Raw genomic sequence first — 20,937 nt, forward strand, 5'->3', positions numbered from 1 at the left:
AAACACAAGGACACATACATGAAACGCACGATGATCCATGCGGCCCTGCTGGCCGCGCTGACCGCCAACGCCATGGCAGCGCCATTGCCGCCCAAGCCCGCGCAGGAACCCAGCCAGGCCGGCGCGCCGACGGCCCGCACGGCGGAGCTGAACCGCGCCTTCGGCGCCAGCCTGCCGCTGGCCGACCAGCGCGATTTCGACGCCGCCACGCGCGGCCTGATCGCCACCATGCCGGACGCCGTCGTCAAGGACGCCAAGGGCGGCGTGGTGTGGGACAGCGGCCGCGGCGCCTTCGTGCGCGGCGAGGCGCCGGCCAGCGTCAATCCCAGCCTGTGGCGCCAGGAGACGCTGAACGGCGTGCACGGCCTGTTCAAGGTCGCCGACGGCATCTACCAGCTGCGCAGCTACGACCTGGCCAATATGACGCTGGTGGCCGGCAAGACCGGCTGGATCGTCATCGACCCGATGCTCACCGCCGAGGCGGCGCGGGCGGCGCTGGGCTTCGCCCGCCAGCAGCTGGGCGACAAACCGGTGGTGGCGGTAATCTACACCCACAGTCACCTCGACCATTTCGGCGGCGTGCGCGGCGTCATCGACGACGCCGAGGTCAAGGCCGGCAAGGTGCGCGTGATCGCGCCGGAAGGCTTCATGGAATCGGCGGTGGCGGAGAACGTCCTGGCCGGCAACGCCATGACGCGCCGCGCCCAGTACCAGTTCGGTACAGCGCTGCCGTGGAATGAACGCGGCATGATAGGCACGGGCCTGGGCAAGGCCACCTCGGTCGGCAGCATCGGCTTGATCGCGCCGACCGAGACCATCGCGAAGACCGGCCAGCGGCTCGACGTGGACGGCGTGCCGATCGTGTTCCAGATGGCGAACGGCACCGAGGCGCCATCCGAGATGACCTTCTACTTCCCGCAGCAAAAGGCCTTGTGCCTGTCCGAGGTGGTGTCGCAGACCATGCACAACATCTACACGCTGCGCGGCGCCAGGATGCGCGATGCGCTGGGCTGGAGCAAATACATCAACGAGATGCTGGACCTGTTCCCGGACGCCGAGGTGGGATTCCGCAGCCACCACTGGCCGACCTGGGGCCGGCAGGCGCTGCGCCAGCAGCTGGTCAACCAGCGCGACACCTATCGCTTCATCCACGACGAGGCGCTGCACCTGGCCAACCAGGGCAAGACGGCGGTCGACCTGGGCAACGCCGACTTCTTCCCGCGCGGCCTGCGCGACGACTTCTCCACGCACGGCTACTACGGCACCTTGAGCCACAACCTGCGCGGCGTCTTCGACTTTTACCTGGGCTGGTACGACGGCAATCCCGCCACGCTCAATCCGCTGCCGCGCCGGCAGAGCGCCACGCGCTACGTGGAGGCGATGGGCGGCGCTAGGGCGGTGCTGTCCAAGGCGCAGCAAGCCTACGACGCCGGCGACTACCGCTGGGTTGCCGAGATGGTCAACCACCTGGTGTACGCGCAGCCGGACAACCAGGCCGCGCGGGCGATGCAGGTCAAGGCGCTGGAGCAGCTGGGCTACCAGGCCGAATCTGGCGTATGGCGCAACGAGTACCTGACCGCCGCGCAGGAGCTGCGCGAAGGCGTCAAGCGCAATCCCACCTCGACCCAGGGGGCGGACCTGCTGAAGGCCGTGCCGCTGGAGATGATGTTCGACTTCATGTCGGTGCGGCTGGACCACCAGAAGAGCGACGGCCGCTCGGTGGGCATCAACCTGGCCTTCACCGACAGCGGCGACAACTACGCGCTGGAGCTGTCGAACTCCGTATTGAACAACACCAAGGGCAGGGTGCTGGCGCATCCCGATGTGACGCTGCGCCTGTCGCAGCCGGCGCTGTTCAAGATGCTGGTGGCGAAAGCGCCGCTGGCGCAGATGGTGCAGGCGGGCGAGGTCAAGCTCGAAGGCGATCCGCGCGCGCTGTCCTTCCTCGGCAACCTGGTCGACTTCGATCCACTGTTCAAGATCGTCACGCCATGAACCAGCCTTTTACCAGCCTGATTGAATGCCCGCTCGCGGCGGTCCACCAGCGTCTGCGCGCCGCCTGGCGGCGCGATCCCCATCCCGCCCGCAGCCAGCGCCACGACTGGCTGGAGCGGCTGGTGCAGCTGACCGAACGCCACGGCCAGGAGCTGGTGGAGGCCATCAGCGCCGACTTCGGCCACCGCTCGGCGCACGAGACGCGGCTGGCCGAACTGACGCTGATCGTCGGCGCCGCGCGCCATGCGCAGCGCCACCTGACGCAGTGGATGAAGCCGCGCCGCATGGCCACCGCCCTGCAGTTCCTGCCGGGCCGCAACCGGCTGCTGTGCCAGCCGGTGGGCGTGGTCGGCATCATCGCGCCGTGGAATTATCCGCACCAGCTGGCGTTCGGGCCGGCCATCGCCGCGCTGGCGGCCGGCAACCGGGTGATGCTCAAACCGTCCGAATATACACCGCGCTACTCGGCGCTGCTGGCGAAGCTGGTGCCGGCCTATTTCTCGCCGGACGAGATGGTGGTGGTCACCGGCGACAGCGCGGTGGCGCAGGGCTTCTCCGCGCTGCCGTTCGATCACCTGGTGTTTACCGGCTCGACCGCCACCGGCCGCCACGTGGCGCTGGCCGCGGCCCGCAACCTGACGCCGGTGACGCTGGAGTTGGGCGGTAAGTCGCCGGCCATCATCGACAGCAGCGCCGCGCTGGAGGCGGCTGCGGCCAGCCTGGTGTTCGGCAAGCTGGTCAACGCCGGCCAGACTTGCGTGGCGCCCGACTACCTGCTGGTGCCGGCCGCGCTGCGCGACGCCATGGTCGATGCGCTGTGCCTGGCGGCGGCGCGCATGTATCCGGCGCTGGCCGACAATCCCGATTACAGCGCCATCGTCAACGGCCAGCATCTGGAGCGCCTGCAAGGGCTGCTGGCCGACGCCGAGGCGCAGGGCGCCCGGCTGCTGCCGCTGGGCTGCGCCGACCGCGCCGAGCGGGAGCGCGCGGCCGCCGCCGGCAAGCTGGCGCCGATGCTGGTGCTGGACACGGCGCCGTCGATGCGCATCATGCAGGAAGAGATCTTCGGACCGCTGCTGCCGGTGCTGACCTATAGCGGCGACGTCGGCGAAGCGATCGCCTATATCAACGGCGGCGAGCGTCCGCTGGCCTTGTACTGGTACGGCAGCGATGCGCGCAACCGCGAGCGGGTGCTGCGCGAGACGGTGTCCGGCGGCGTCACGATCAACGACTGCCTGTGGCACTTGTGCCAGGAATCGCAGCCGTTCGGCGGCGCCGGCGCCAGCGGCATGGGGGCTTATCATGGCGTTTGGGGCTTCCGCGCCTTCAGCCAGCAAAAGCCGGTGTTTCATCAGTCGCGCCTGAGCGGCGTGCGCCTGCTGCATCCGCCCTACGGCAGGGTGTTCGACGGCATGCTGCGTCTGCTGAAGCTGATTGGCTAGCGCCGGCTGCAGCTGCGGCGGTTCAGTCGCGTATAACCAGGCTAAGGCGCGGCGCCGCGTTCCTCGCCGAGCGCCTGGGCGACATAACGCTTGATGGCGCCGCTGGACTTCATCCTGGCCACGATTTCCGCCAGGCGCGGCACCAGCGCCGCATGCCGCTTGTGCAGATAGATGTAGACCGGCGTGTCCTGCACCAGGCCGGCGTTGTAGACCTCGCCGTAGCGGTTTTGCAGCCTGGCCAGCTGAAGCTCTCCAAACTCTTCGAGATCGACAAAGACGTCGGTACGGCCGAGCGCGACGTTTTGCAAGCCCAACTGGCTGTCTACCACGGAGGAAACCTGGTCCGCAGGCAGGACCTGTTCGAGCCGCGTCTTGAAGGTGGTATAGCCGCTGCGATACTGCACCCGGTACGAGGTGCCTTTCAGGCTATCCCAGCCGCTTATCTTCAACCCCGGTATGCGGGTGAAGGCCGTCACCCGGAACGACACCAGCGCTTCGCCCACCCGGATCAGATTCGGGTGGTTGTCGCCGTAGGCATAGGCCCGTCCGACTTCGCCGTCGATCTTGCCGGCCCCTGCCTCGATGGAGCCACGCAAGGGCGGATAGAGGCGCACGTCGACATCCTTGCCCAGTTGATCGAAAGCGTCCGTGCAAATCAGCATCAGTACGCGCGGGGCGTAGTTGGTTTCCTTGGGATAGGGATGGGCAAGCAGTATCGTTTCGCGCGCGGCGGCCACATTCCCCTGCATCAGGCCCAGGCAAAGCATCAATGTGGCTGCAGATCTCACGGTCGGTCCATTGAAGGAGTGCATTGCCCTCATTTTACTCCCGGCTGCTTGCAATGGCTTAGTCGCTCAAGATTGGTGAAACCGTGTGCGCTGGCTTGCGTATAAACGGTATATCTGAATTTTACCGAGGCGCCGGCGCAACCGCCGGCGATGCATATGACCTGCACCACGCATCCCTCAAAAGAAACCGTCCGTGCCTATCTGGCGCGTCGCGCCAAGGCGGTGTCGGCGCCACCGCCGCCGCTGGAAGAAATTCGCCGTCAGCTGGGCTGGTACCTGGTGCCAGCCGTCGGCAAACGCTGCTCGTGTGCTGTTTGGCAAGACAGGCAGTTCTGAGCGGTGGGCTGGACCCGCAGGCGCTCCGGCGCGATCGGCTCGCCGCAGCTCAGGCAGCGGCCATAGCTGCCGTCGGCCAGGCGCGCGCAGGCGGCGTCGAGGCTGCGCAGCGCGAACAGTTCGTCCGCCAGCCGCGTCAGGTCGCAGCGCGGCAGTTGCCGGATCACGGCAGGGTCGTCCAGCGATGCGTTGCCGGCCAGAAGGAGAGAGGCCAGCGGCTGCGCCGACGCCAAACGCCGGCGCAGCTGGGCTGTCAGTTCGGCGTGCTGGTGCTGCAGGCGGGTGGCGAGCGATGCCAGGTCGGGTGGGAAAGACGGATTCATGGCCTCACTGTAAGGCCATGCCCGGACGCCGTCTGTAGCGTCCCTTGATCCAGATCAAAATGCCCGACAATACTTGCGGGTGGCGCCGGCCACGGTGGGGCGGATTGCCGATATGGCACTTTTTTTTGTGTTCCGGGGCATTCGATCGTATGATTTGGTTCTGGATGCCGGACCGGCATCGTTTTACAGGACGCGCTGTTGAAAAATCTCGGAATTGAGGGCTTGAGCCTGGAATGGTTGTTGGCGTCGGCCACCGACGCCATGCTGATCGTCGACCAGGCCGGCAACATCGTGCTGGCCAATCCGGCGCTGGAGAGCATGTTCGGCTACGGTTCCGGCGAGATGCTGGGGCTGGCGCTGGAGGCGCTGGTGCCGGCCCGCTTCCACGCCGCCCATGTCGGCCACCGGGCCGATTTTTTTGAGCAGCCGCGCGCCCGCGCGATGGGCGCTGGCGCCGAGCTGTTCGGGCGGCACCGTGCCGGCCACGAGTTCGGCGTCGAGGTCAGCCTGTCGCCGCTGCGCACCTCGCAGGGGCTGCCGCTGGTGCTGGCCACGGTGCGCGATGTCACCGAGCGCAAGCTGGCCCAGCAGGCGCTGCAGGAAAGCGAGGCGCGCATGCGCGCCATCTTCGAGACCGCCGTCGACGCCATCCTCACCATCGACGAGCAGGGCGTGCTGGAGCGGTTGAATCCGGCCGCCGAACGCCTGTTCGGCTACGCCGAGGCGGAAGTGGCGGGCCGCAACGTCTCGATGCTGATGCCGCAGCCGCACCGCAAGCTGCACGACGGCTACCTGGCGCACTACCGCGACACCGGCGAGAAGCGCATCATCGGCAAGGGCCGCGAGGTGGAAGGCTTGCGCAAGGATGGCAGCGTGTTCCCGATGGAGCTGTCGGTGGTGGAAATGCAGCTGGGCGCGCGCCGCATGTTCACCGGCATGGTGCGCGACATTTCCGAACGCAAGCAGGCGGAGGAGCACAACCGCCGCCTGATGCAGGAAATTTCCAGCGCCAACGAGGAGTTGACCAACTTCGCCTACGTGGTGTCGCACGACCTGAAGGCGCCGTTGCGCGGCATCGGCTCGCTGGCCGACTGGCTGGCCACCGACTACGCTGACCAGTTCAACGACGAAGGCAAGGAGCACATGCGGCTGCTGATCAACCGGGTGCACCGGATGAGCAGCCTGATCGACGGCATCCTGCAATACTCGCGCGTGGGCCGGGTGCGCGAGGCGCAGTCGGCGGTCGATCTGAACCGGCTGCTGGTGGACGTGGTGGACCTGCTGGCGCCGCCGCCGCAGTTCCGCATCACGGTGGCGCCGGCCTTGCCGACGGTGCAGGCTGAGCCGACCCGCATCCAGCAAGTGTTCCACAACCTGATCTCCAACGCCATCAAGTACATGGACAAGCCGGACGGCATGATCGAGATCGGCTGCGAGGACGACGGCAGCCACTGGCGCTTCAGCGTGCGCGACAACGGCCCCGGCATCGAGCCCCGCCACTTCGAGCGCATCTTCCAGCTGTTCCAGACGCTGGCCTCGCGCGACCGGGTCGAGAGCACCGGCGTCGGCCTGGCGCTGGCCAAGAAAATCGTGGAAATGTACCAGGGCCGCATCTGGCTCGAATCGCAGATGGGGCAGGGCTGCACCTTCTGGTTCACGCTGCCCAAGTCCGGCGCCCGACTATCCGGAACAGGAAGCCCCGCATGAAAGTCAGTAACAAACCCATCCTGCTGGTCGAGGACGACCACGTCGACATCATGACCATCCGGCGCGCGCTGAAGGAAATCCAGGTCGGCAACCCGGTGGTCAGCATGGAGCACGGCGAGGCGGGACTGGACTACCTGCGCGATCCGGCGCAGGAACGGCCCTGCATCATCCTGCTGGACTTGAACATGCCGGTCATGAACGGCATCGAGTTCCTGCAGCAGGTCAAACATGATGCGTCGCTGCGGCGGATTCCGGTGATCGTGCTGACCACCTCCGAGGAGCAGCAGGACAAGGTGCGCAGCTTCGACCTCGGCGTGGCCGGCTACATGGCCAAGCCGGTCGACTACCGCCGCTTCGTCGAGATGATGCGCTCGATCGACCGGTACTGGACCATCAGCGAGATGCCGTGAGCAGCTCCCTGCGCGTGCTGATCGTCGAGGACGACGCGGTCGACCGCATGGCCTGCCGGCGCGCGTTCGCCGCCGCCGCCGCCGGCTTCGAGCTGCTGGAGGCCGACAGCGGCGAGCAGGGCCTGGAGCTGGCGCGCAGCCAGCGTCCCGACTGCATCCTGCTCGACTACCATTTGCCCGACCTGACCGGGCTGGAGTTCCTGGCCCACCTGAACGAGGACGGCGCCGCGCAGGGCATTCCGGTGATGATGCTGACCGGCGCCGACAGCGCCGCCGTCGCGGCCGAGGCCATGCGGCGCGGCGCGCGCGAGTATCTGGTCAAGGACGTCGACGGCTACTACCTGGAGTTCCTGCCGGGCGCGATCCACCGCATGCTGCGCGAACAGCGGCTGCTGGACGACAAGCGCCAGGTCGAGGCGCAGTTCCGCACGCTGGTCGAGCAGATGCAGGCGATCAGCTACATCGCCGAGCTGGACGGCGCGCTGCGCTACATCAGTCCGCAGATCGGCCTGCTGGGCTACAGCCCGGCCGAATGGCTGGCCGATGCGGCGCTGCACGGCAGCCTGATGGACCCGGAGCAGCGCGAGGCGACGCTGGCGGCGCTGCAGCGCAGCCGCCGCGACGGCAGCCCGCTGCATCTGGAATACCGGCTGCACGCGCGCGACGGCCGCGCGCTGTGGCTGCGCGACCAGGCCGAACTGGTGCGCGACGAGCAGGGCCAGCCGCTGTTCATGCAGGGCATCATGATCGACATCACCCAGACCAAGCTGGGCGAGCAGGCCTTGCTGGCGTCGCAGCAGGCGCTGCGCAGCCTGTCGGCGCACCAGGAACAGATCAAGGAAAATGAACGCAAGCGCATCGCCCAGGAAATCCACGACGAGCTGGGCGGCCTGCTGACCGGCATCAAGGCGTATATCGCGGTCAGCATCGAGCGCGCCGCGGCGGCCTCCGCACCGGCCGAACCGTTGCTGGCCGAGGCGGCCGGACTGGCGCAGGACGCGATCGACACGGTGCGGCGCGTGATCACCGACCTGCGCCCCAGCGTGCTGGACCAGCTGGGCGTGTGGGCCGCGCTGGAGTGGTACGCCGAACAGGTCGAACGCCGCTCGGGCCTGCATTGCCAGTGCACGGTGGCGGCTGCGGCGGCCGAGCTGGAACTCGATGCCGGGCGCAGCACGATGCTGTTCCGCATCGCGCAGGAAGCCTTGACCAATGTGGTGCGGCACGCCGGCGCCAGCAACGCCGCGCTGCAGGTCGACTATGCCGACGGCGTGCTGGAACTGCGCATCAGCGACGACGGCCAGGGCATAGCGGCCGAGCGCCTGCTGAACCGCGAGAGCTGGGGTATCCTCGGCATGCATGAACGCTGCCGTCATTTCGACGGCGAACTGAAAATTACCGGACAGCCCGGCGAGGGAACGACCCTGCTGCTGCGCCTGCCATTGGACGAACAACATGAGTACTAATCCCATCCGCGTATTGCTGGTCGACGACCATGCGATCGCGCGCAACGGCGTGCGTTTGATGCTGAGCTCGGCCGACGATATCCGCGTCGACGGCGAGGCCTGCAACGCGCAGGAAGCGCTGCAACTGGTCCTGGCCCAGGAGTTCGACGTGGCGCTGCTCGACATCACCATGCCCGGCAAGAACGGCCTGGAGCTGCTCAAGCAGCTGCGCAGCGAGCGCCCCAAGCTGGCCGTGCTGATGCTGAGCACCTATTCGGAAGACATCTACGCGGTGCGCGCGCTCAAGCTGGGCGCGGCCGGCTACCTGATCAAGGACGCCCCGACCACCACGCTGGTGGCGGCGGTGCGCAAGGCCGCCTCGGGCGGCAAGCACGTCAGCCCGGCCTTGCTGGAGAAGCTGGCCAGCCTGATCGGCGGCGGCGGCAACGCCGGCCACGAGGCCCTGTCCAACCGCGAGCTGGAGGTGCTGAAGCTGATCGCGGCCGGCGAATCGCTGGTGCGCATCGGCGAAACCCTGCACCTCAGCCCCAACACGGTGACCACCTACCGCTCCCGCATCCTGGAAAAAATGGGACTCGATAGCAATGCCGAACTGACCCGCTACGCCCTGGAGCACGGGCTGATCTAGCGGTTGTAGGGGATCCCCTACAGGAATTTGTCGGCCACCCCCTACACGACAGGGCCGCGAAGCCCGATGCGCAGCGCGCCCGCCATCGTCGATACTGATCCCATACCGAATCCATCGCTGCGATGCGACGGACAGCACAACAGGGAGCATGGACATGACGACGAATCTACAACTTGCCGCATCCGGCGGCGCAACGGGCGCAGGCCAGAGCAAGTGCGCGAAGTGCGGCTTCAAGAACCTGTGCCTGCCGCAGGGGCTCAGCGACAGCGAGATCGGCCGGCTGGACAAGATCATCGTCCGCCGCCGCCGGGTCGAGCGCGACGAAAACCTGTGCCGCATGGATCAGCCGTTCCACAGCCTGTACGCGGTGCGCTTCGGCCACTTCAAGACCTCGCGCGTCAACCACGGCGGCCAGCAGCAGATCACCGGCTTCCAGATGGCGGGCGAACTGCTGGGCATGGACGCCATCGGCAACGGCCAGCACGCTTGCGGCGTGGTGGCGCTGGAGGACAGCGAGGTGTGCGAGATTCCTTTCGCCCGCCTGCAGGAATTGTTTGCCGAAGTGCCGCAACTGCTGCGCCACTTCCACCGCATCATGAGCCAGGAAATCATGCGCGAGCAAAACGCCATGCTCTTCCTCGGCAATATGCGCGCCGAGCAGCGCTTCGCCACCTTCCTGCTGAACCTGTCGACCCGCTATGCGGCGCGCGGCTACTCGCCCAGCAGCTTCCAGTTGCGCATGTCGCGCGAGGATATCGGCGACTACCTGGGCCTGACCATCGAAAGCATCAGCCGATTGCTGTCGCGCTTCCGCGCCAGCGGCTGGATCGCGGTCGACAAGCGCGAACTGCGCCTCCTCGACCACGCCAAGCTGGAGGAGCTGGCCACCGGCATCGCGCCGGCCGCCGCCGCACCGGCCCGCGCTCCCATCTTCATGCAGGCCGCTAACGCCTAGTGCGCCATCAGTACCGGCAGCGTCATCCCGCGCAGGACGCTGCGGGTGGCGCCGCCCAGCATCCATTCGCGCACGCGCCAGTGGCCGTAGCCGCCCATGACCAGCATGTCCGCGCCCACCTCGGACGCCATCTCCAGCAGCGCTGTGCCGGCCTGCCGTCCGCCGTCCACTTCGGTTACGGTGGCGCTGACGCCATGCCGGGCCAGATAGCGGGCCAGCTCGACGCCCGGCAGCCCGGCCTGCCGAGCGTGGTAGTCCGGTGCCGGGCTGACCGCCAACGTGACGCGCGCCGCGCGCCGCAGCTGCGGCAGGGCGGCCGTCAAGGCGCGGATGGCCGCCACGCTGCCGTCCCAGCCCACCAGCACATGTTCTCCGACCTGCTCGAAGCGGCCGTTGTGGGGCACGATCAGCAGCGCGCGGGCGCACTGGAACATGACGTCCTGCGGCAGCCGGTTCGGCAGCGCGTATGGATCGCCGTCGGGGTCGCCCTGGCCCAGCACCAGCAGGTCGGCATAGGGGCTTTGCAGGATCAGGCCGTCGTCCGCCGCGTCGTCGACCAGGCGGGTCTCGAAGGAGGGCAAGCCCATGCGGCTGGCACAATCGGCGAACTGGGTCAGCGCGGTGTCGGCGCGGGTGCGCAGCAGGCGCAGGTCGAAGGGGAAGGGCGCGCCGATGGGGGCGATCGAACCATCGGGCACGGCATGGCGCGACAAGCCGGTCATGGCGGCGCCGATCAGATGGGCGTCGTGCGCCTGCGCCAGCTGGGCCGCGAGCCGGATGCGTTGCGCCGCCTGGGGCGAGCCGTCGGCGTGCACGAGTATCGTTTTGTAGGACATGCTACCTCCGTGATGGGTGCCACTGCATATGCATCCATCGTAGGGAGTTGAATGTGAAGTTTGATTGATTCAGATCAAGCGCGGGCCAGTCAGCCTACAAAGGCAGCGCCGTCTCATACTTCACTTCGCGCAGCGCCACGCTGGTGTTGACCTGCGATACGCCGTTCAGCTTGACCAGCACGTTGTGCAAAAAGTCGTGGTAGGCGTCCATGTCGGCCACGATCACCTTGACCATGTAGTCCGAACTGCCGGTGGTCTCGTAGCACTCCACCACTTCCGGCCGCAGCCGCATCGCCGCCTCGAACTGCTCGACCACGCCCTCCGCATGCCGCAGCAGCGAAATATGCAGCAGGCACACCACGGACAGGCCCAGCTTGCGCCGGTCCACCAGCGCGGTGTAGCGGACGATGTAGCCGTTGTCCTCCAACTCCTTTTGGCGGCGCCAGCACGGACTGGCCGACATGCCGATCTTCTCCGCCAGCTCGTTGGACGAGATCCTGCCGTTTTTCTGCAATTCGACGAGGATTTTCAGCGAGGCTGGGTCGATAGACACGTTTTTCATGATTTTACTCGTTTTGAGAAAGATTTTCGCCATTTTAGCGCTCTGAGGCGACTAGATAGAAATAATTTTTCGCCTATGGGGACATATCCTTTCTCATCAAAAAAATATAGACGAGACAATGAATACCCTGACCCTGCCTGTGCCATTCCTGGCCGATCCCCACTATGCGTTGGACGATAACCTGACCCGCGCCGAAGGCCGCGTATTCCTGACCGGCACCCAGGCGCTGGTGCGCCTGCTGTGCATGCAAAAGCTCAGCGACGAGGCGCGGCAACTCAACACCGCCGGTTTCGTCAGCGGCTACCGTGGTTCGCCGCTGGGCGCCGTGGACCAGGAACTGTGGCGCGCCAAGGACCTGCTGCAAGGCCACCACATCGAATTCCTGCCGGCGATTAACGAAGAGCTGGGCGCGACCGCCGTCATGGGCTCGCAGCAGGTCGAGGCCGACCCGACGCGCAAGGTCGACGGCGTGTTCGCCATGTGGTACGGCAAAGGGCCTGGCGTGGACCGCGCCGGCGATGCGCTCAAGCACGGCCACGTCTACGGCTCGTCGCCGACCGGCGGCGTGCTGGTGATCCTGGGCGACGACCACGGCTGCGTGTCGTCGTCGATGCCGCACCAGAGCGAGCAGGCGCTGATCGCCTGGAGCATGCCGGTGATTAATCCGGCCAATATTCAGGAGTACATGGAGTTCGGTCTGTACGGCTGGGCCATGTCGCGCTATTCGGGAGCGTGGAGCGGCTTCAAGGCGATCTCGGAAACGGTGGAGGGCGGCGCGGTGGTCGAGCTGCCGCCGCTGCCGCAGTACGTCACGCCGACCGATTACGTGGCGCCGCCGGACGGCCTGCACAACCGCTGGCCGGACCTGCCAGGCCTGGCGCTGGAGCAGCGCGCGGCCGCCAAGCTGGAAGCGGTGCAGGCCTTCGCCCGTGCCAATTCCATCGACCGGCTGGTGGTGCCGGCGCCGCGCGCCACCATCGGCATCATCAGCGCCGGCAAGGCCTACCTCGATCTGCTGGAGGCGCTGGAGCGCATGGAGCTGCCTTTGGCCCGGCTGGAACAACTGGGCGTACGCCTGTACAAACCGGGCCTGACCTATCCGCTGGAGCGTACCCGTTTGTCGGCGTTTGCGGCCGGCCTGAGCGAGATCCTGGTGGTGGAAGAGAAGGGCGCCGTCATCGAGCAGCAGGTCAAGAACCTGTTTTACAACCTGCCTTCCGAGCAGCGTCCCACGGTCATCGGCAAGACCGACCGCGACGGCCACGAGCTGCTGTCGGCGCTGGGCGAGCTGCGGCCGTCGCGCATCGCGCCGGCGCTGGTGCGCTGGCTGGCGCCGAAGTTCGCGCAGCTGGACCTGGCGCGCATGCTGCCGGAATTCTGCGCCGCCGAGCTGCTGTCCAACGGCGCCGATGGCGTCAAGCGCACGCCGTATTTCTGCTCCGGCTGCCCGCACAACACCTCCACCCGCGTGCCGGAAGGCAGTCGCGCGCTGGCCGGCATCGGCTGTCACTTCATGGCGACGTGGATGAAGCGCGACACCAACTACCTGGCGCAGATGGGCGGCGAGGGCGTCGCCTGGGTCGGTTCCTCGCGTTTCGTCGGCGAGCCGCACGTGTTCCAGAACCTGGGCGACGGCACCTACTACCATTCGGGATCGCTGGCGATACGGCAGGCGATTGCGGCCCGCACCAACATCACCTACAAGATCCTGTACAACGACGCGGTGGCGATGACCGGCGGGCAGCCGGTGGACGGCAGCCTGTCGGTGCCGCAGATCGTGCAGCAAGTCTGTAGCGAGGGCGCGAAAAAAGTCGTGGTGGTGACCGACGCGCCGGAAAACTACCAGGGCGTGAGCTTGCCGGAAGGCGTGACCGTGCATCATCGCACCGAACTCGATGCGATGCAGCGCATGCTGCGCGAGATCGCCGGCGTGACGGTGCTGGTGTACGACCAGACCTGCGCCGCCGAGAAGCGCCGCCGCCGCAAGAAGAACAAGCCGGGCAAGGTGGTCTTCCCCGACCCGGCGCGCCGCATGGTGGTCAACCCCGCCGTGTGCGAAGGCTGCGGCGATTGCGGCGTGCAGTCGAACTGCCTGTCCATCCTGCCGCTGGAAACGGAACTGGGCCGCAAGCGCCAGATCGAGCAATCGTCCTGCAACAAGGACTACTCCTGCGTCGAAGGCTTCTGCCCGAGCTTTGTCTCGGTGCTCGGCGGCGCGCTGCGCAAGCCGGAAAGCGTGAAGCTGTCGCTGGCCGATCTGGAACGGGCGCTGGCCGACTATCCAACGCCGCCGCGCCATGCGCTGGCCAAGCCGTTCGAGATCCTGGTGGCTGGTGTCGGCGGTACCGGCATTGTCACGGTCGGCGCCTTGATCTCGATGGCGGCCCACCTGGAGGGTAAGGGGGCATCGACGCTGGACTTCATGGGCTTTGCGCAGAAGGGCGGCGCGGTGCTGTCGCATGTGCGGGTGGCGTCGTCGCCGTCGCGCCTGAACCAGGTGCGCATCGACCTGCGCCAGGCCGACGCGGTGTTCGCCTGCGACCTGGTGGTGGCCGCCATGCCGGACAGCCTGTCCGTGATGCGCGAAGGTCACACCAGGGTGGTGGCCAATGAGCGCGAGATCCCGACCGCAGACTTCACCCGCGAGCGCGACGCCTCGATCAACAAGGCCGGCCTGCTGGAGAAGCTGGCCGCATCGGCCGGCGCGGCCAACGTGCTGCAACTGGACGCGCAGGAAACCGCGCAGCGCTTCCTCGGCGATCCGATCGGCGGCAATATCCTGTTGATGGGCTTTGCCTGGCAACTGGGGCTGGTGCCGGTGGGCCTGGAGGCGCTGATGCGGGCGATAGAACTGAACGCCGTCGCCATCGACATGAACAAGCGCGCCTTCACGCTGGGCCGCCTGGCCGCCGCCGACCGCGCCGCGCTGGACCGGCTGGTGCAGCCGTCGCAGCAGGTGATCCAGTTCGCCGCGCCGAAGTCGCTGGCCGATATCGTGGCCTTCCGCGTCGACTGGCTGACCAGCTACCAGAACGCCGCCTACGCGCGCCAGTACGCGGACGCGGTGGCCGCCGTCGAGCAGCGCGAGATCGCGCTGGAAGGCAGCGGCTCGCGCAGGCAGCTGAGCAAGGCCGTGGCGCGCAACCTGTTCAAGGTCATGGCTTACAAGGACGAGTACGAAGTGGCGCGGCTGCATGCCGATCCTGCCTTCCGCGCGCAGATCGCCGCGCAGTTCGACGGCGACTACAAGCTGGCCTTCCATCTGGCGCCGCCACTGCTGGCGCGCCGCAAGCCGGGCTCCGATGTGCCGGTCAAGATGCGCTTCGGCGGCTGGATGATGCCGGCCTTCGGCGTGCTGGCCAGGTTCAAATCGCTGCGCGGCACGCCGCTTGACGTTTTCGGCTACACGCAGGAGCGCAAGCGCGAACGCGCGCTGCGCGACCGCTACCTGGCGTTCGCCGCCGAACTGGCGGCCAGCCTGAAGGCCGACAACAAGGAGGTCGCGCTGAAGCTGGCGCAGTTGCCGGACCAGGTGCGCGGCTACGGCCACGTGAAACTGGCGGCGCTGGATAAGGCGGACGCGCAGTGGACCGAACTGGCGGCCCGCTTCCGCGCCGCCCGCGTGGTGGAGCTGAAGCGGCAGGCCTGAGCAGTTCAATGTAGCGTTCGACGTGTGTTGCCGTACATACCGATGCGGGCCGATCGGCGATGCTGGCGTTATCCATATCGACGGAATCCACCATGCCACGCTCCAGAACAGGCGGCCGCGCCGACCCTGCCACCGATTACGAAGGCTACGTGCGCGTGCGGGGCGCGCGCGAACACAATCTGAAAAACGTCGATGTCGACCTTCCCCGCAATGCGCTGGTGGTGTTCACCGGCGTGTCCGGATCGGGCAAGTCGTCGCTGGCGTTCGGCACCCTGTATGCCGAAGCCCAGCGGCGCTATCTGGAATCGGTCTCGCCGTACGCGCGGCGTTTGTTCCACCAGATGCCGGTGCCCGAGGTCGACGCTATCGACGGCCTGCCGCCGGCGGTGGCGTTGCAGCAGCAGCGCGGCACGCCCACCACCCGCTCCTCGGTTGGCAGCGTCACCACCTTGTCCAACTCACTGCGCATGCTGTATTCGCGCGCCGGCGACTATCCGGCCGGCCAACCGTTGCTGTACGCCGAATCGTTTTCGCCCAATACGCCGCAGGGCGCCTGCCCGCAATGTCATGGACTGGGCCGGATCTATGAAGCCACCGAACGCTCGATGGTGCCGGACGACCGCCTGACCATCCGCGAGCGGGCGGTGGCGGCCTGGCCGACCGCGTGGCACGGCCAGAACCTGCGCGATATCCTGGTCACGCTGGGCTACGATGTCGATACGCCATGGCGCGAGTTGCCGAAGAAGACGCGGGAGTGGATCCTGTTCACCGACGAGCAGCCGACGGTGCCGGTCTATGCCGGGCTGACGCCGGCCGAGGCGCGGCGCGCCCACAAGCGCAAGGAAACGCCCAGCTACCAGGGCACGTTCACGGGAGCGCGCAAGTACGTGCTGCAGACCTTCGCCGGCACCGAAAGCGCGCTGATGAAAAAGCGCGTGGCCCAGTACCTGGTGGGCATGGATTGCCCGCTATGCCAGGGCAAGCGCCTGCGGGCGGAGGCGCTGGCGGTGCGCTTTGCCGGCCACGATATCACCGAGATCGGACGCCTGTCGCTGCAGCGGCTGGCGCAACTGCTGCAGCCCTATGCCGACGGCAAGGGCGGCGCCCGCAGGGATGCCAAGCGCCACCCGGAAAAGACCATCGTCACCCAGCGCATCGCCGCCGATCTGCTGGCGCGGCTGGCGGTGCTGCTCGACCTGGGGCTGGGCTACCTGAGCCTGGAGCGCGCCACGCCGACGCTGTCGCCGGGGGAGTTGCAGCGGCTGCGGCTGGCCACGCAGGTGCGATCCAGCCTGTTCGGCGTGGTGTATGTGCTCGATGAGCCGTCCGCCGGCCTGCATCCGGCCGATACCGAAGCGCTGTTGCGGGCGCTGGACCGCCTGAAGGCGGCCGGCAACTCGCTGTTCGTGGTCGAGCATGCGCTGGAGGTGATCCGCCATGCCGACTGGATCGTCGACGTCGGCCCCGGTGCGGGCCAGCACGGCGGCCAGGTGCTGTACAGCGGCGCGCCGGACGGGCTGGCGGCGGTGGCGCAGTCGCGCACGGCGCACTATCTGTTCGGCAGGGCGCCGGTGTCGGACCTGCCCGTGCGCGCAGCGAGCGGCTGGTTGCGCTTGCGCGGCGTGGTGCGCAACAATCTGGCCGGGCTGGACGCCGACTTTCCGCTGGGGGTGCTGAGCAGCGTGAGCGGCGTCTCCGGCTCCGGCAAGTCCAGCCTGGTCAGCCAGGCCTTGGTGCAGCTGGTGCAGGCGCGCCTGGGCCACGAGCCCGCGCGCGAGCCGGCCGATGCGCCCGACGATGTGCTGGCGCACGCCGAACCGGGCGCGCTGCAGGGGCGGGTGGCGGACGGCATGGTGGGCATCAAGCGGCTGGTGCAGGTCGACCAGAAACCGATAGGCCGCACGCCGCGCTCGAATCTGGCCACTTACACCGGCCTGTTCGACCACGTCCGCAAGCTGTTCGCCGCCACCCGCTCGGCGCGTGCGCGGCACTACGACGCCGGCCGCTTTTCCTTCAACGTCGCCAAGGGCCGCTGCGCGCATTGTTCCGGCGAGGGCTTTGTCATGGTGGAGCTGCTGTTCCTGCCCAGCGTGTACACGCCTTGTCCCGAGTGCGGCGGCACGCGCTACAACCCGCAAACGCTGGCGGTGCGCTACCGCGACCACAATATCGCCGATGTATTGGCACTGACCGTGGACGCGGCCCGGGAATTCTTCGAAGACGTGCCGGCGCTGCGGCATGCGCTGGAGGTGCTGCGCGCGGTGGGCCTCGGCTATCTGCGTATCGGCCAACCCGCCACCGAGTTGTCCGGCGGCGAGGCGCAGCGCATCAAGCTGGCGACCGAACTGCAGCGGGCCAGCCGCGGCGACACGCTGTATGTGTTGGACGAGCCGACCACCGGCCTGCATCCGGCCGACATCGATTTACTGTTGCAACAGCTGCGTGGGCTGGTCGCGTCGGGCAACACGGTGATCGTGGTGGAACACAACGTGCAAATGCTGGTTGCCAGCGACTGGGTGGTGGACGTCGGGCCGGGTGCGGGCGACGAAGGCGGCCGCATCGTCGCCGCCGGCACGCCGTCCGCAGTGGCGGCATGCGCGGATAGCCGCACCGCGCCCTACCTGGCGCGCGCCTTGGCGCAGGCGGGGCGCCACTGAGGCGGCAGGCCTGGTCAGTTCTTGGCAGGGTCGTAGGACAGCACGACCTTGTAGCCTTCCGGCGCGATCGAGGTATCGAAGGGATAGCTGGTGAAGTTCTGCTGGTCGACCAGTCCGAGGTTGATCAGGATGGTGTGCGGCAGATCCTTGCCGCGCCCCTCCAGCAGGTTGACGGCGGCGTTGATCGCCACCCGCGCCTGGCTCACGCCCTTGGTGTCGGCGGCGGCGTAGATGTCGCCGTTGCGTATCATGTGGGCGATTTCGTCGGTCAGGTCGTAGGCCACCACGCGCAGCTTGCCGGTCAAGCCGGCCGCCTTGACCGGCTGCACCGCGGCCGGCGCGCAGCCGGTGCAGCCCAGCAGGTAATCTAGCTTGGCGCCGTGCTTGGCCAGCATCTGCGTGGCCAGCTGCGTCTGCACCTTGCGGTCGCTGTCGCCGTAGCGGATGTCGATGATGTTGACCGCGATCTTCGCTTCCGCCGCCGCGATCCGCGTGCCGTCCACTTCTCCCTTGACCCAGCCCGCGCCCATCGGGCCGGGCAGCAGGCCGATGTTGATCGACTTCAGGCCGCGCTGCTGGGCGTCGCGCACCATCCAGCGGGTCGCTTCCATGCCCATGGCGCGCAGCGAGGTGGTGACCTTGATCGCCAGGTCGTCGCTGCGGCTGTCGTTGGCCAGTTCGAACACCGGTATGCCGGCGGCGCGCGCCTTGGCGATCGAGTGGTTATTGGCCGTCATGCCGATCGGCGAGATGACGATGGCGTCGTACTTGGCGGCGATGGCGACGTCCATCTGCTGCAACTGGCCTTTCAGGTCGTCGTAGCCGGTGGCCGGCAGAATGTCGACCGCGACGCCCAGCCGGCGCGCTTCGCTGATGACGCCATAGCTGCATCCGGCCCAATACGGGTCTTTCAGGTGCGGGAACAGGAAGGCGATGCGCCAGTGCTTGCTGGCCTTGGAAGTCATCGCATAACTGCCGGGCACCACGCGGCCGCTGGCCAGCGCGTCGTCGGCAGAACCGTTGGCTTGCAGCGGGCGGAAAATCGATACCACCGGCACCGGCGCGAATTTGGCCGACGGCGCCGCCGGCGCGGCAACGGCGGCCGGCGCCATGCACACGCCCAGCGCACCCAGACAGGCCAATGTTCGTAAGCGATGATTGAAGAAACTGAGCATGCGGTGTTTTTCTTCCGTATCGGCGAATGTAAGCTGGTGACTTGTTTAGTACAATTCTAACCGCATCGGCAGGGCGGTGGGGGATCTGACATTTGTCATGTCAAAGTTGTGTCATTTGCTTCTGGTCGGCCGGCCGCCATCGCGGCACACTGTCGTCATACCAACCCGGAGACCTCAATGAACCCTGTACTTTCGAAGATGCTGTTTGCCTGTGGCCTCGGCCTGTCCATCCCGGCGCTGGCCGACACCTGGCTGATACGCGACGCCCGTGTGTTCGACGGTGAGCGGATGCACGCTAAACGTTCAGTGCTGGTCAAGGACGACAAGATCGTCGACGCCGACTTCCGTGGCGGCGCGCCGGCCGGTGCGCACATCGTCGACGGCGCCGGCCGCACGCTGCTGCCCGGCCTGATCGACGCCCACGTCCATGCCTACCGCCACTTCGAACTGCCGCTGATGTTTGGCGTGACCACGCAGATCGACATGTTCACCGGCGTGGCGGCGATGCAGCAGATCAGCGCCAAAATGCGCAGCAACGACAACCGCACCCAGGCCGACATGTATTCGGCCGGCACGCTGGTCACCGCGCCGGGCGGCCACGGCACTGAATATGGCATGGCGATACCGACGCTGACGCGGCCCGAGGAAGCTCAGGCCTTCGTCGACGCCCGCATCGCCGAGGGCTCGTATTTCATCAAGATCGTGATGGAGCCGGGTCGTCCCGGCCATGCGACGCCAACGCTGGACCTGCCGACCGTCAAGGCGGTGATAGCCGCGACCCATTTGCGCGGCAAGCTGGCGGTGGTCCACGTCAGCAACCTGGCCGACGCCCGCGCCGCGCTGGAAGCGGGCGCCGACGGCCTGGCCCACCTGTTCAACGGCGAGCGTTTGAGCGACGCGGAACTGGCCGGTTTCGTCAAGCTGGTGCAGCAGAAGCGCGCCTTCGTCATCCCGACCATGAGCGTGTTGGAGAGCATCGTCGGCATGCGTGAGGACGACGTGACCGGCGACGCCGGCCTGGCCGCCTTGCTCACCAAGGAGCAGGCCGCGCCGCTGAAAGTCACCTACGGCCAGCAAGTCAATGCCGCGCTGATGGCGGCGCCCAACCAGGTGGTGGCGGCGCTGGGCAAGGCCGGCGTGCCGCTGCTGGCCGGCACCGACGCCGGCAATTCCGGCACCCAGTACGGCATCAGCGTGCTGCACGAAATGCGCTCGCTGGTGCAGGCCGGCCTGACGCCGCAGCAGGCGCTGGCCGCCGCCACGTCGGCGCCGGCGCGCGCCTTCAAGCTGGCCGACCGTGGCCGCATCGCCAAGGGCTACAAGGCCAACCTGCTGCTGGTGCAGGGCGACGCCGGCAGCGATATCGGCGCGCTGCACCACATCGTCGAAGTGTGGAAGGACGGCGACGCCGTCAGCCCGCTGCGCAAGGCCCAGCTGGAGAAAGTAGCGCAGGAGCTGGCGCCGCGCACGCAGCCGCCGCTGGCGCTGCCGGCCGGTGGCCGCATCAGCCAGTTCTCGGCCGATAAGCTGGCCAGCCCGATCGGCATAGGCTGGATGCCGTCCACCGACCAATTCGCCGGCGGCAAATCCAGCGTCGAGCTGAAGGTGCAGGACGCCAAGGAGGGAGAGGACGGCCAGCGCCCGCTGGCGGTGAACGCCAAAGTGCAAGCCGGCTTTGCCTACCCGTGGGCCGGCCTGGCCTTCATGCCCGGCGCGCAGATCATGCAGCCGGCCGACCTGCGCGGCGCCAAGGTGCTGCGCTTCCGCGTCAAGGGCGACGGCCAGCGCTACAACGTCGGCATCCTGTCGAGCGGCATTCAGATTCCGGTCAACCAGGGCTTCGAGGCCTCGGCCGAGTGGAAAGAGGTGGCGCTGCCGTTCGATGGCTTCAAGGGCATAGACTTTGGCGCGGTGACCATGATAGCGTTCAACGCTGGCCCGAAGGTGGGCGAGTACCAGTTCCAGATCGCCGACGTGCGGCTGGTGAACGAGTAACAGGCAAAGGACG

15 protein-coding genes are annotated in these 20,937 nt (G+C 67.3%); 10 read left to right on the forward strand and 5 right to left on the reverse strand.

The window, feature by feature from the left end; all coding sequences use genetic code 11:
- The first annotated feature begins 18 nt into the window (after positions 1-18).
- Together V6M89_RS23150 and V6M89_RS23155 are read left to right on the forward strand one after the other, a co-directional pair.
- Positions 19-1,995: an alkyl/aryl-sulfatase gene (locus V6M89_RS23150; RefSeq protein ID WP_332855396.1), complete on the forward strand. Its 1,977-nt coding sequence runs from the start codon at positions 19-21 to the stop codon at positions 1,993-1,995.
- Entirely contained in the window at positions 1,992-3,437 is a 1,446-nt protein-coding gene (locus V6M89_RS23155; protein WP_332855397.1) for a coniferyl aldehyde dehydrogenase, read from the forward strand. Before V6M89_RS23150 ends, V6M89_RS23155 begins: the two co-directional genes overlap by 4 nt.
- 41 nt (positions 3,438-3,478) lie before the next feature.
- On the opposite strand, the gene V6M89_RS23160 is transcribed toward V6M89_RS23155, so the two are convergent.
- Together V6M89_RS23160 and V6M89_RS23165 are read right to left on the reverse strand one after the other, a co-directional pair.
- Positions 3,479-4,225 (reverse strand): substrate-binding periplasmic protein, encoded by a 747-nt coding sequence (locus tag V6M89_RS23160; protein ID WP_332855398.1) that lies wholly within the window; start codon positions 4,223-4,225, stop codon positions 3,479-3,481.
- 260 nt (positions 4,226-4,485) lie between these two features.
- The gene (locus V6M89_RS23165; RefSeq protein ID WP_332855399.1) at positions 4,486-4,884 is read right to left on the reverse strand and encodes a TraR/DksA family transcriptional regulator; all 399 of its coding nucleotides are present in this window, start codon (positions 4,882-4,884) and stop codon (positions 4,486-4,488) included.
- A gap of 198 nt (positions 4,885-5,082) precedes the next feature.
- Between V6M89_RS23165 and V6M89_RS23170 the strand changes: the two genes are divergently transcribed.
- From V6M89_RS23170 to fnr, 5 genes are all read left to right on the forward strand, one after another.
- Positions 5,083-6,591 (forward strand): sensor histidine kinase, encoded by a 1,509-nt coding sequence (locus V6M89_RS23170; RefSeq protein ID WP_332855400.1) that lies wholly within the window; start codon positions 5,083-5,085, stop codon positions 6,589-6,591.
- The gene (locus V6M89_RS23175) at positions 6,588-7,001 is read left to right on the forward strand and encodes a response regulator (protein ID WP_332855401.1); all 414 of its coding nucleotides are present in this window, start codon (positions 6,588-6,590) and stop codon (positions 6,999-7,001) included. The genes V6M89_RS23170 and V6M89_RS23175 overlap by 4 nt, the downstream gene beginning before the upstream one ends.
- On the forward strand, positions 6,998-8,467 hold the full coding sequence (locus V6M89_RS23180) for a hybrid sensor histidine kinase/response regulator (RefSeq protein ID WP_332855402.1): 1,470 nt from the start codon (positions 6,998-7,000) through the stop codon (positions 8,465-8,467). The genes V6M89_RS23175 and V6M89_RS23180 overlap by 4 nt, the downstream gene beginning before the upstream one ends.
- Positions 8,457-9,095: a response regulator gene (locus V6M89_RS23185; RefSeq protein WP_116991030.1), complete on the forward strand. Its 639-nt coding sequence runs from the start codon at positions 8,457-8,459 to the stop codon at positions 9,093-9,095. Before V6M89_RS23180 ends, V6M89_RS23185 begins: the two co-directional genes overlap by 11 nt.
- Positions 9,096-9,249: 154 nt before the next feature.
- A complete protein-coding gene (fnr, locus tag V6M89_RS23190) occupies positions 9,250-10,050 on the forward strand; it encodes a fumarate/nitrate reduction transcriptional regulator Fnr (protein WP_332855403.1) in 801 nt (266 codons plus the stop codon).
- Here the strand turns inward: fnr and V6M89_RS23195 are convergent.
- The gene (locus V6M89_RS23195) at positions 10,047-10,886 is read right to left on the reverse strand and encodes a universal stress protein (protein ID WP_332855404.1); all 840 of its coding nucleotides are present in this window, start codon (positions 10,884-10,886) and stop codon (positions 10,047-10,049) included. The two genes, fnr and V6M89_RS23195, sit on opposite strands and share 4 nt — an antisense overlap.
- Positions 10,887-10,980: 94 nt before the next feature.
- Positions 10,981-11,448, reverse strand: coding sequence for an Lrp/AsnC family transcriptional regulator (locus V6M89_RS23200; RefSeq protein ID WP_332855405.1), 468 nt, complete (start codon positions 11,446-11,448; stop codon positions 10,981-10,983).
- Between the two features lie 118 nt (positions 11,449-11,566).
- Between V6M89_RS23200 and V6M89_RS23205 the strand changes: the two genes are divergently transcribed.
- Positions 11,567-15,097, forward strand: coding sequence for an indolepyruvate ferredoxin oxidoreductase family protein (locus V6M89_RS23205; protein ID WP_332855406.1), 3,531 nt, complete (start codon positions 11,567-11,569; stop codon positions 15,095-15,097).
- Positions 15,098-15,189: 92 nt separating this feature from the next.
- Entirely contained in the window at positions 15,190-17,754 is a 2,565-nt protein-coding gene (locus V6M89_RS23210; RefSeq protein WP_332855407.1) for an excinuclease ABC subunit UvrA, read from the forward strand.
- A gap of 14 nt (positions 17,755-17,768) precedes the next feature.
- Here V6M89_RS23210 and torT read toward each other — a convergent pair whose 3' ends face one another.
- Entirely contained in the window at positions 17,769-18,929 is a 1,161-nt protein-coding gene (gene torT / locus V6M89_RS23215; RefSeq protein ID WP_332855408.1) for a TMAO reductase system periplasmic protein TorT, read from the reverse strand.
- Between the two features lie 177 nt (positions 18,930-19,106).
- On the opposite strand from torT, the gene V6M89_RS23220 reads away from it, so the two are divergent.
- Entirely contained in the window at positions 19,107-20,924 is a 1,818-nt protein-coding gene (locus V6M89_RS23220; protein WP_332855409.1) for a CIA30 family protein, read from the forward strand.
- The last annotated feature ends 13 nt before the right edge of the window (positions 20,925-20,937 follow it).

Source organism: Duganella sp. S19_KUP01_CR8 (assembly GCF_036688705.1).
Classification (GTDB): Bacteria; Pseudomonadota; Gammaproteobacteria; order Burkholderiales; family Burkholderiaceae_D; genus Rugamonas.

What these genes read in the sequence shown, in the direction of transcription:
- V6M89_RS23150 (WP_332855396.1), top strand. Translation starts at nt 19, where the DNA reads ATGAAACGCACGATGATCCATGCGGCCCTGCTGGCCGCGCTGACCGCC.
- V6M89_RS23155 (WP_332855397.1), top strand. Translation starts at nt 1,992, where the DNA reads ATGAACCAGCCTTTTACCAGCCTGATTGAATGCCCGCTCGCGGCGGTC.
- V6M89_RS23165 (WP_332855399.1), bottom strand. Translation starts at nt 4,884, where the DNA reads ATGAATCCGTCTTTCCCACCCGACCTGGCATCGCTCGCCACCCGCCTG.
- V6M89_RS23175 (WP_332855401.1), top strand. Translation starts at nt 6,588, where the DNA reads ATGAAAGTCAGTAACAAACCCATCCTGCTGGTCGAGGACGACCACGTC.
- V6M89_RS23185 (WP_116991030.1), top strand. Translation starts at nt 8,457, where the DNA reads ATGAGTACTAATCCCATCCGCGTATTGCTGGTCGACGACCATGCGATC.
- fnr (WP_332855403.1), top strand. Translation starts at nt 9,250, where the DNA reads ATGACGACGAATCTACAACTTGCCGCATCCGGCGGCGCAACGGGCGCA.
- V6M89_RS23195 (WP_332855404.1), bottom strand. Translation starts at nt 10,886, where the DNA reads ATGTCCTACAAAACGATACTCGTGCACGCCGACGGCTCGCCCCAGGCG.
- V6M89_RS23200 (WP_332855405.1), bottom strand. Translation starts at nt 11,448, where the DNA reads ATGAAAAACGTGTCTATCGACCCAGCCTCGCTGAAAATCCTCGTCGAA.
- V6M89_RS23205 (WP_332855406.1), top strand. Translation starts at nt 11,567, where the DNA reads ATGAATACCCTGACCCTGCCTGTGCCATTCCTGGCCGATCCCCACTAT.
- V6M89_RS23210 (WP_332855407.1), top strand. Translation starts at nt 15,190, where the DNA reads ATGCCACGCTCCAGAACAGGCGGCCGCGCCGACCCTGCCACCGATTAC.
- torT (WP_332855408.1), bottom strand. Translation starts at nt 18,929, where the DNA reads ATGCTCAGTTTCTTCAATCATCGCTTACGAACATTGGCCTGTCTGGGT.
- V6M89_RS23220 (WP_332855409.1), top strand. Translation starts at nt 19,107, where the DNA reads ATGAACCCTGTACTTTCGAAGATGCTGTTTGCCTGTGGCCTCGGCCTG.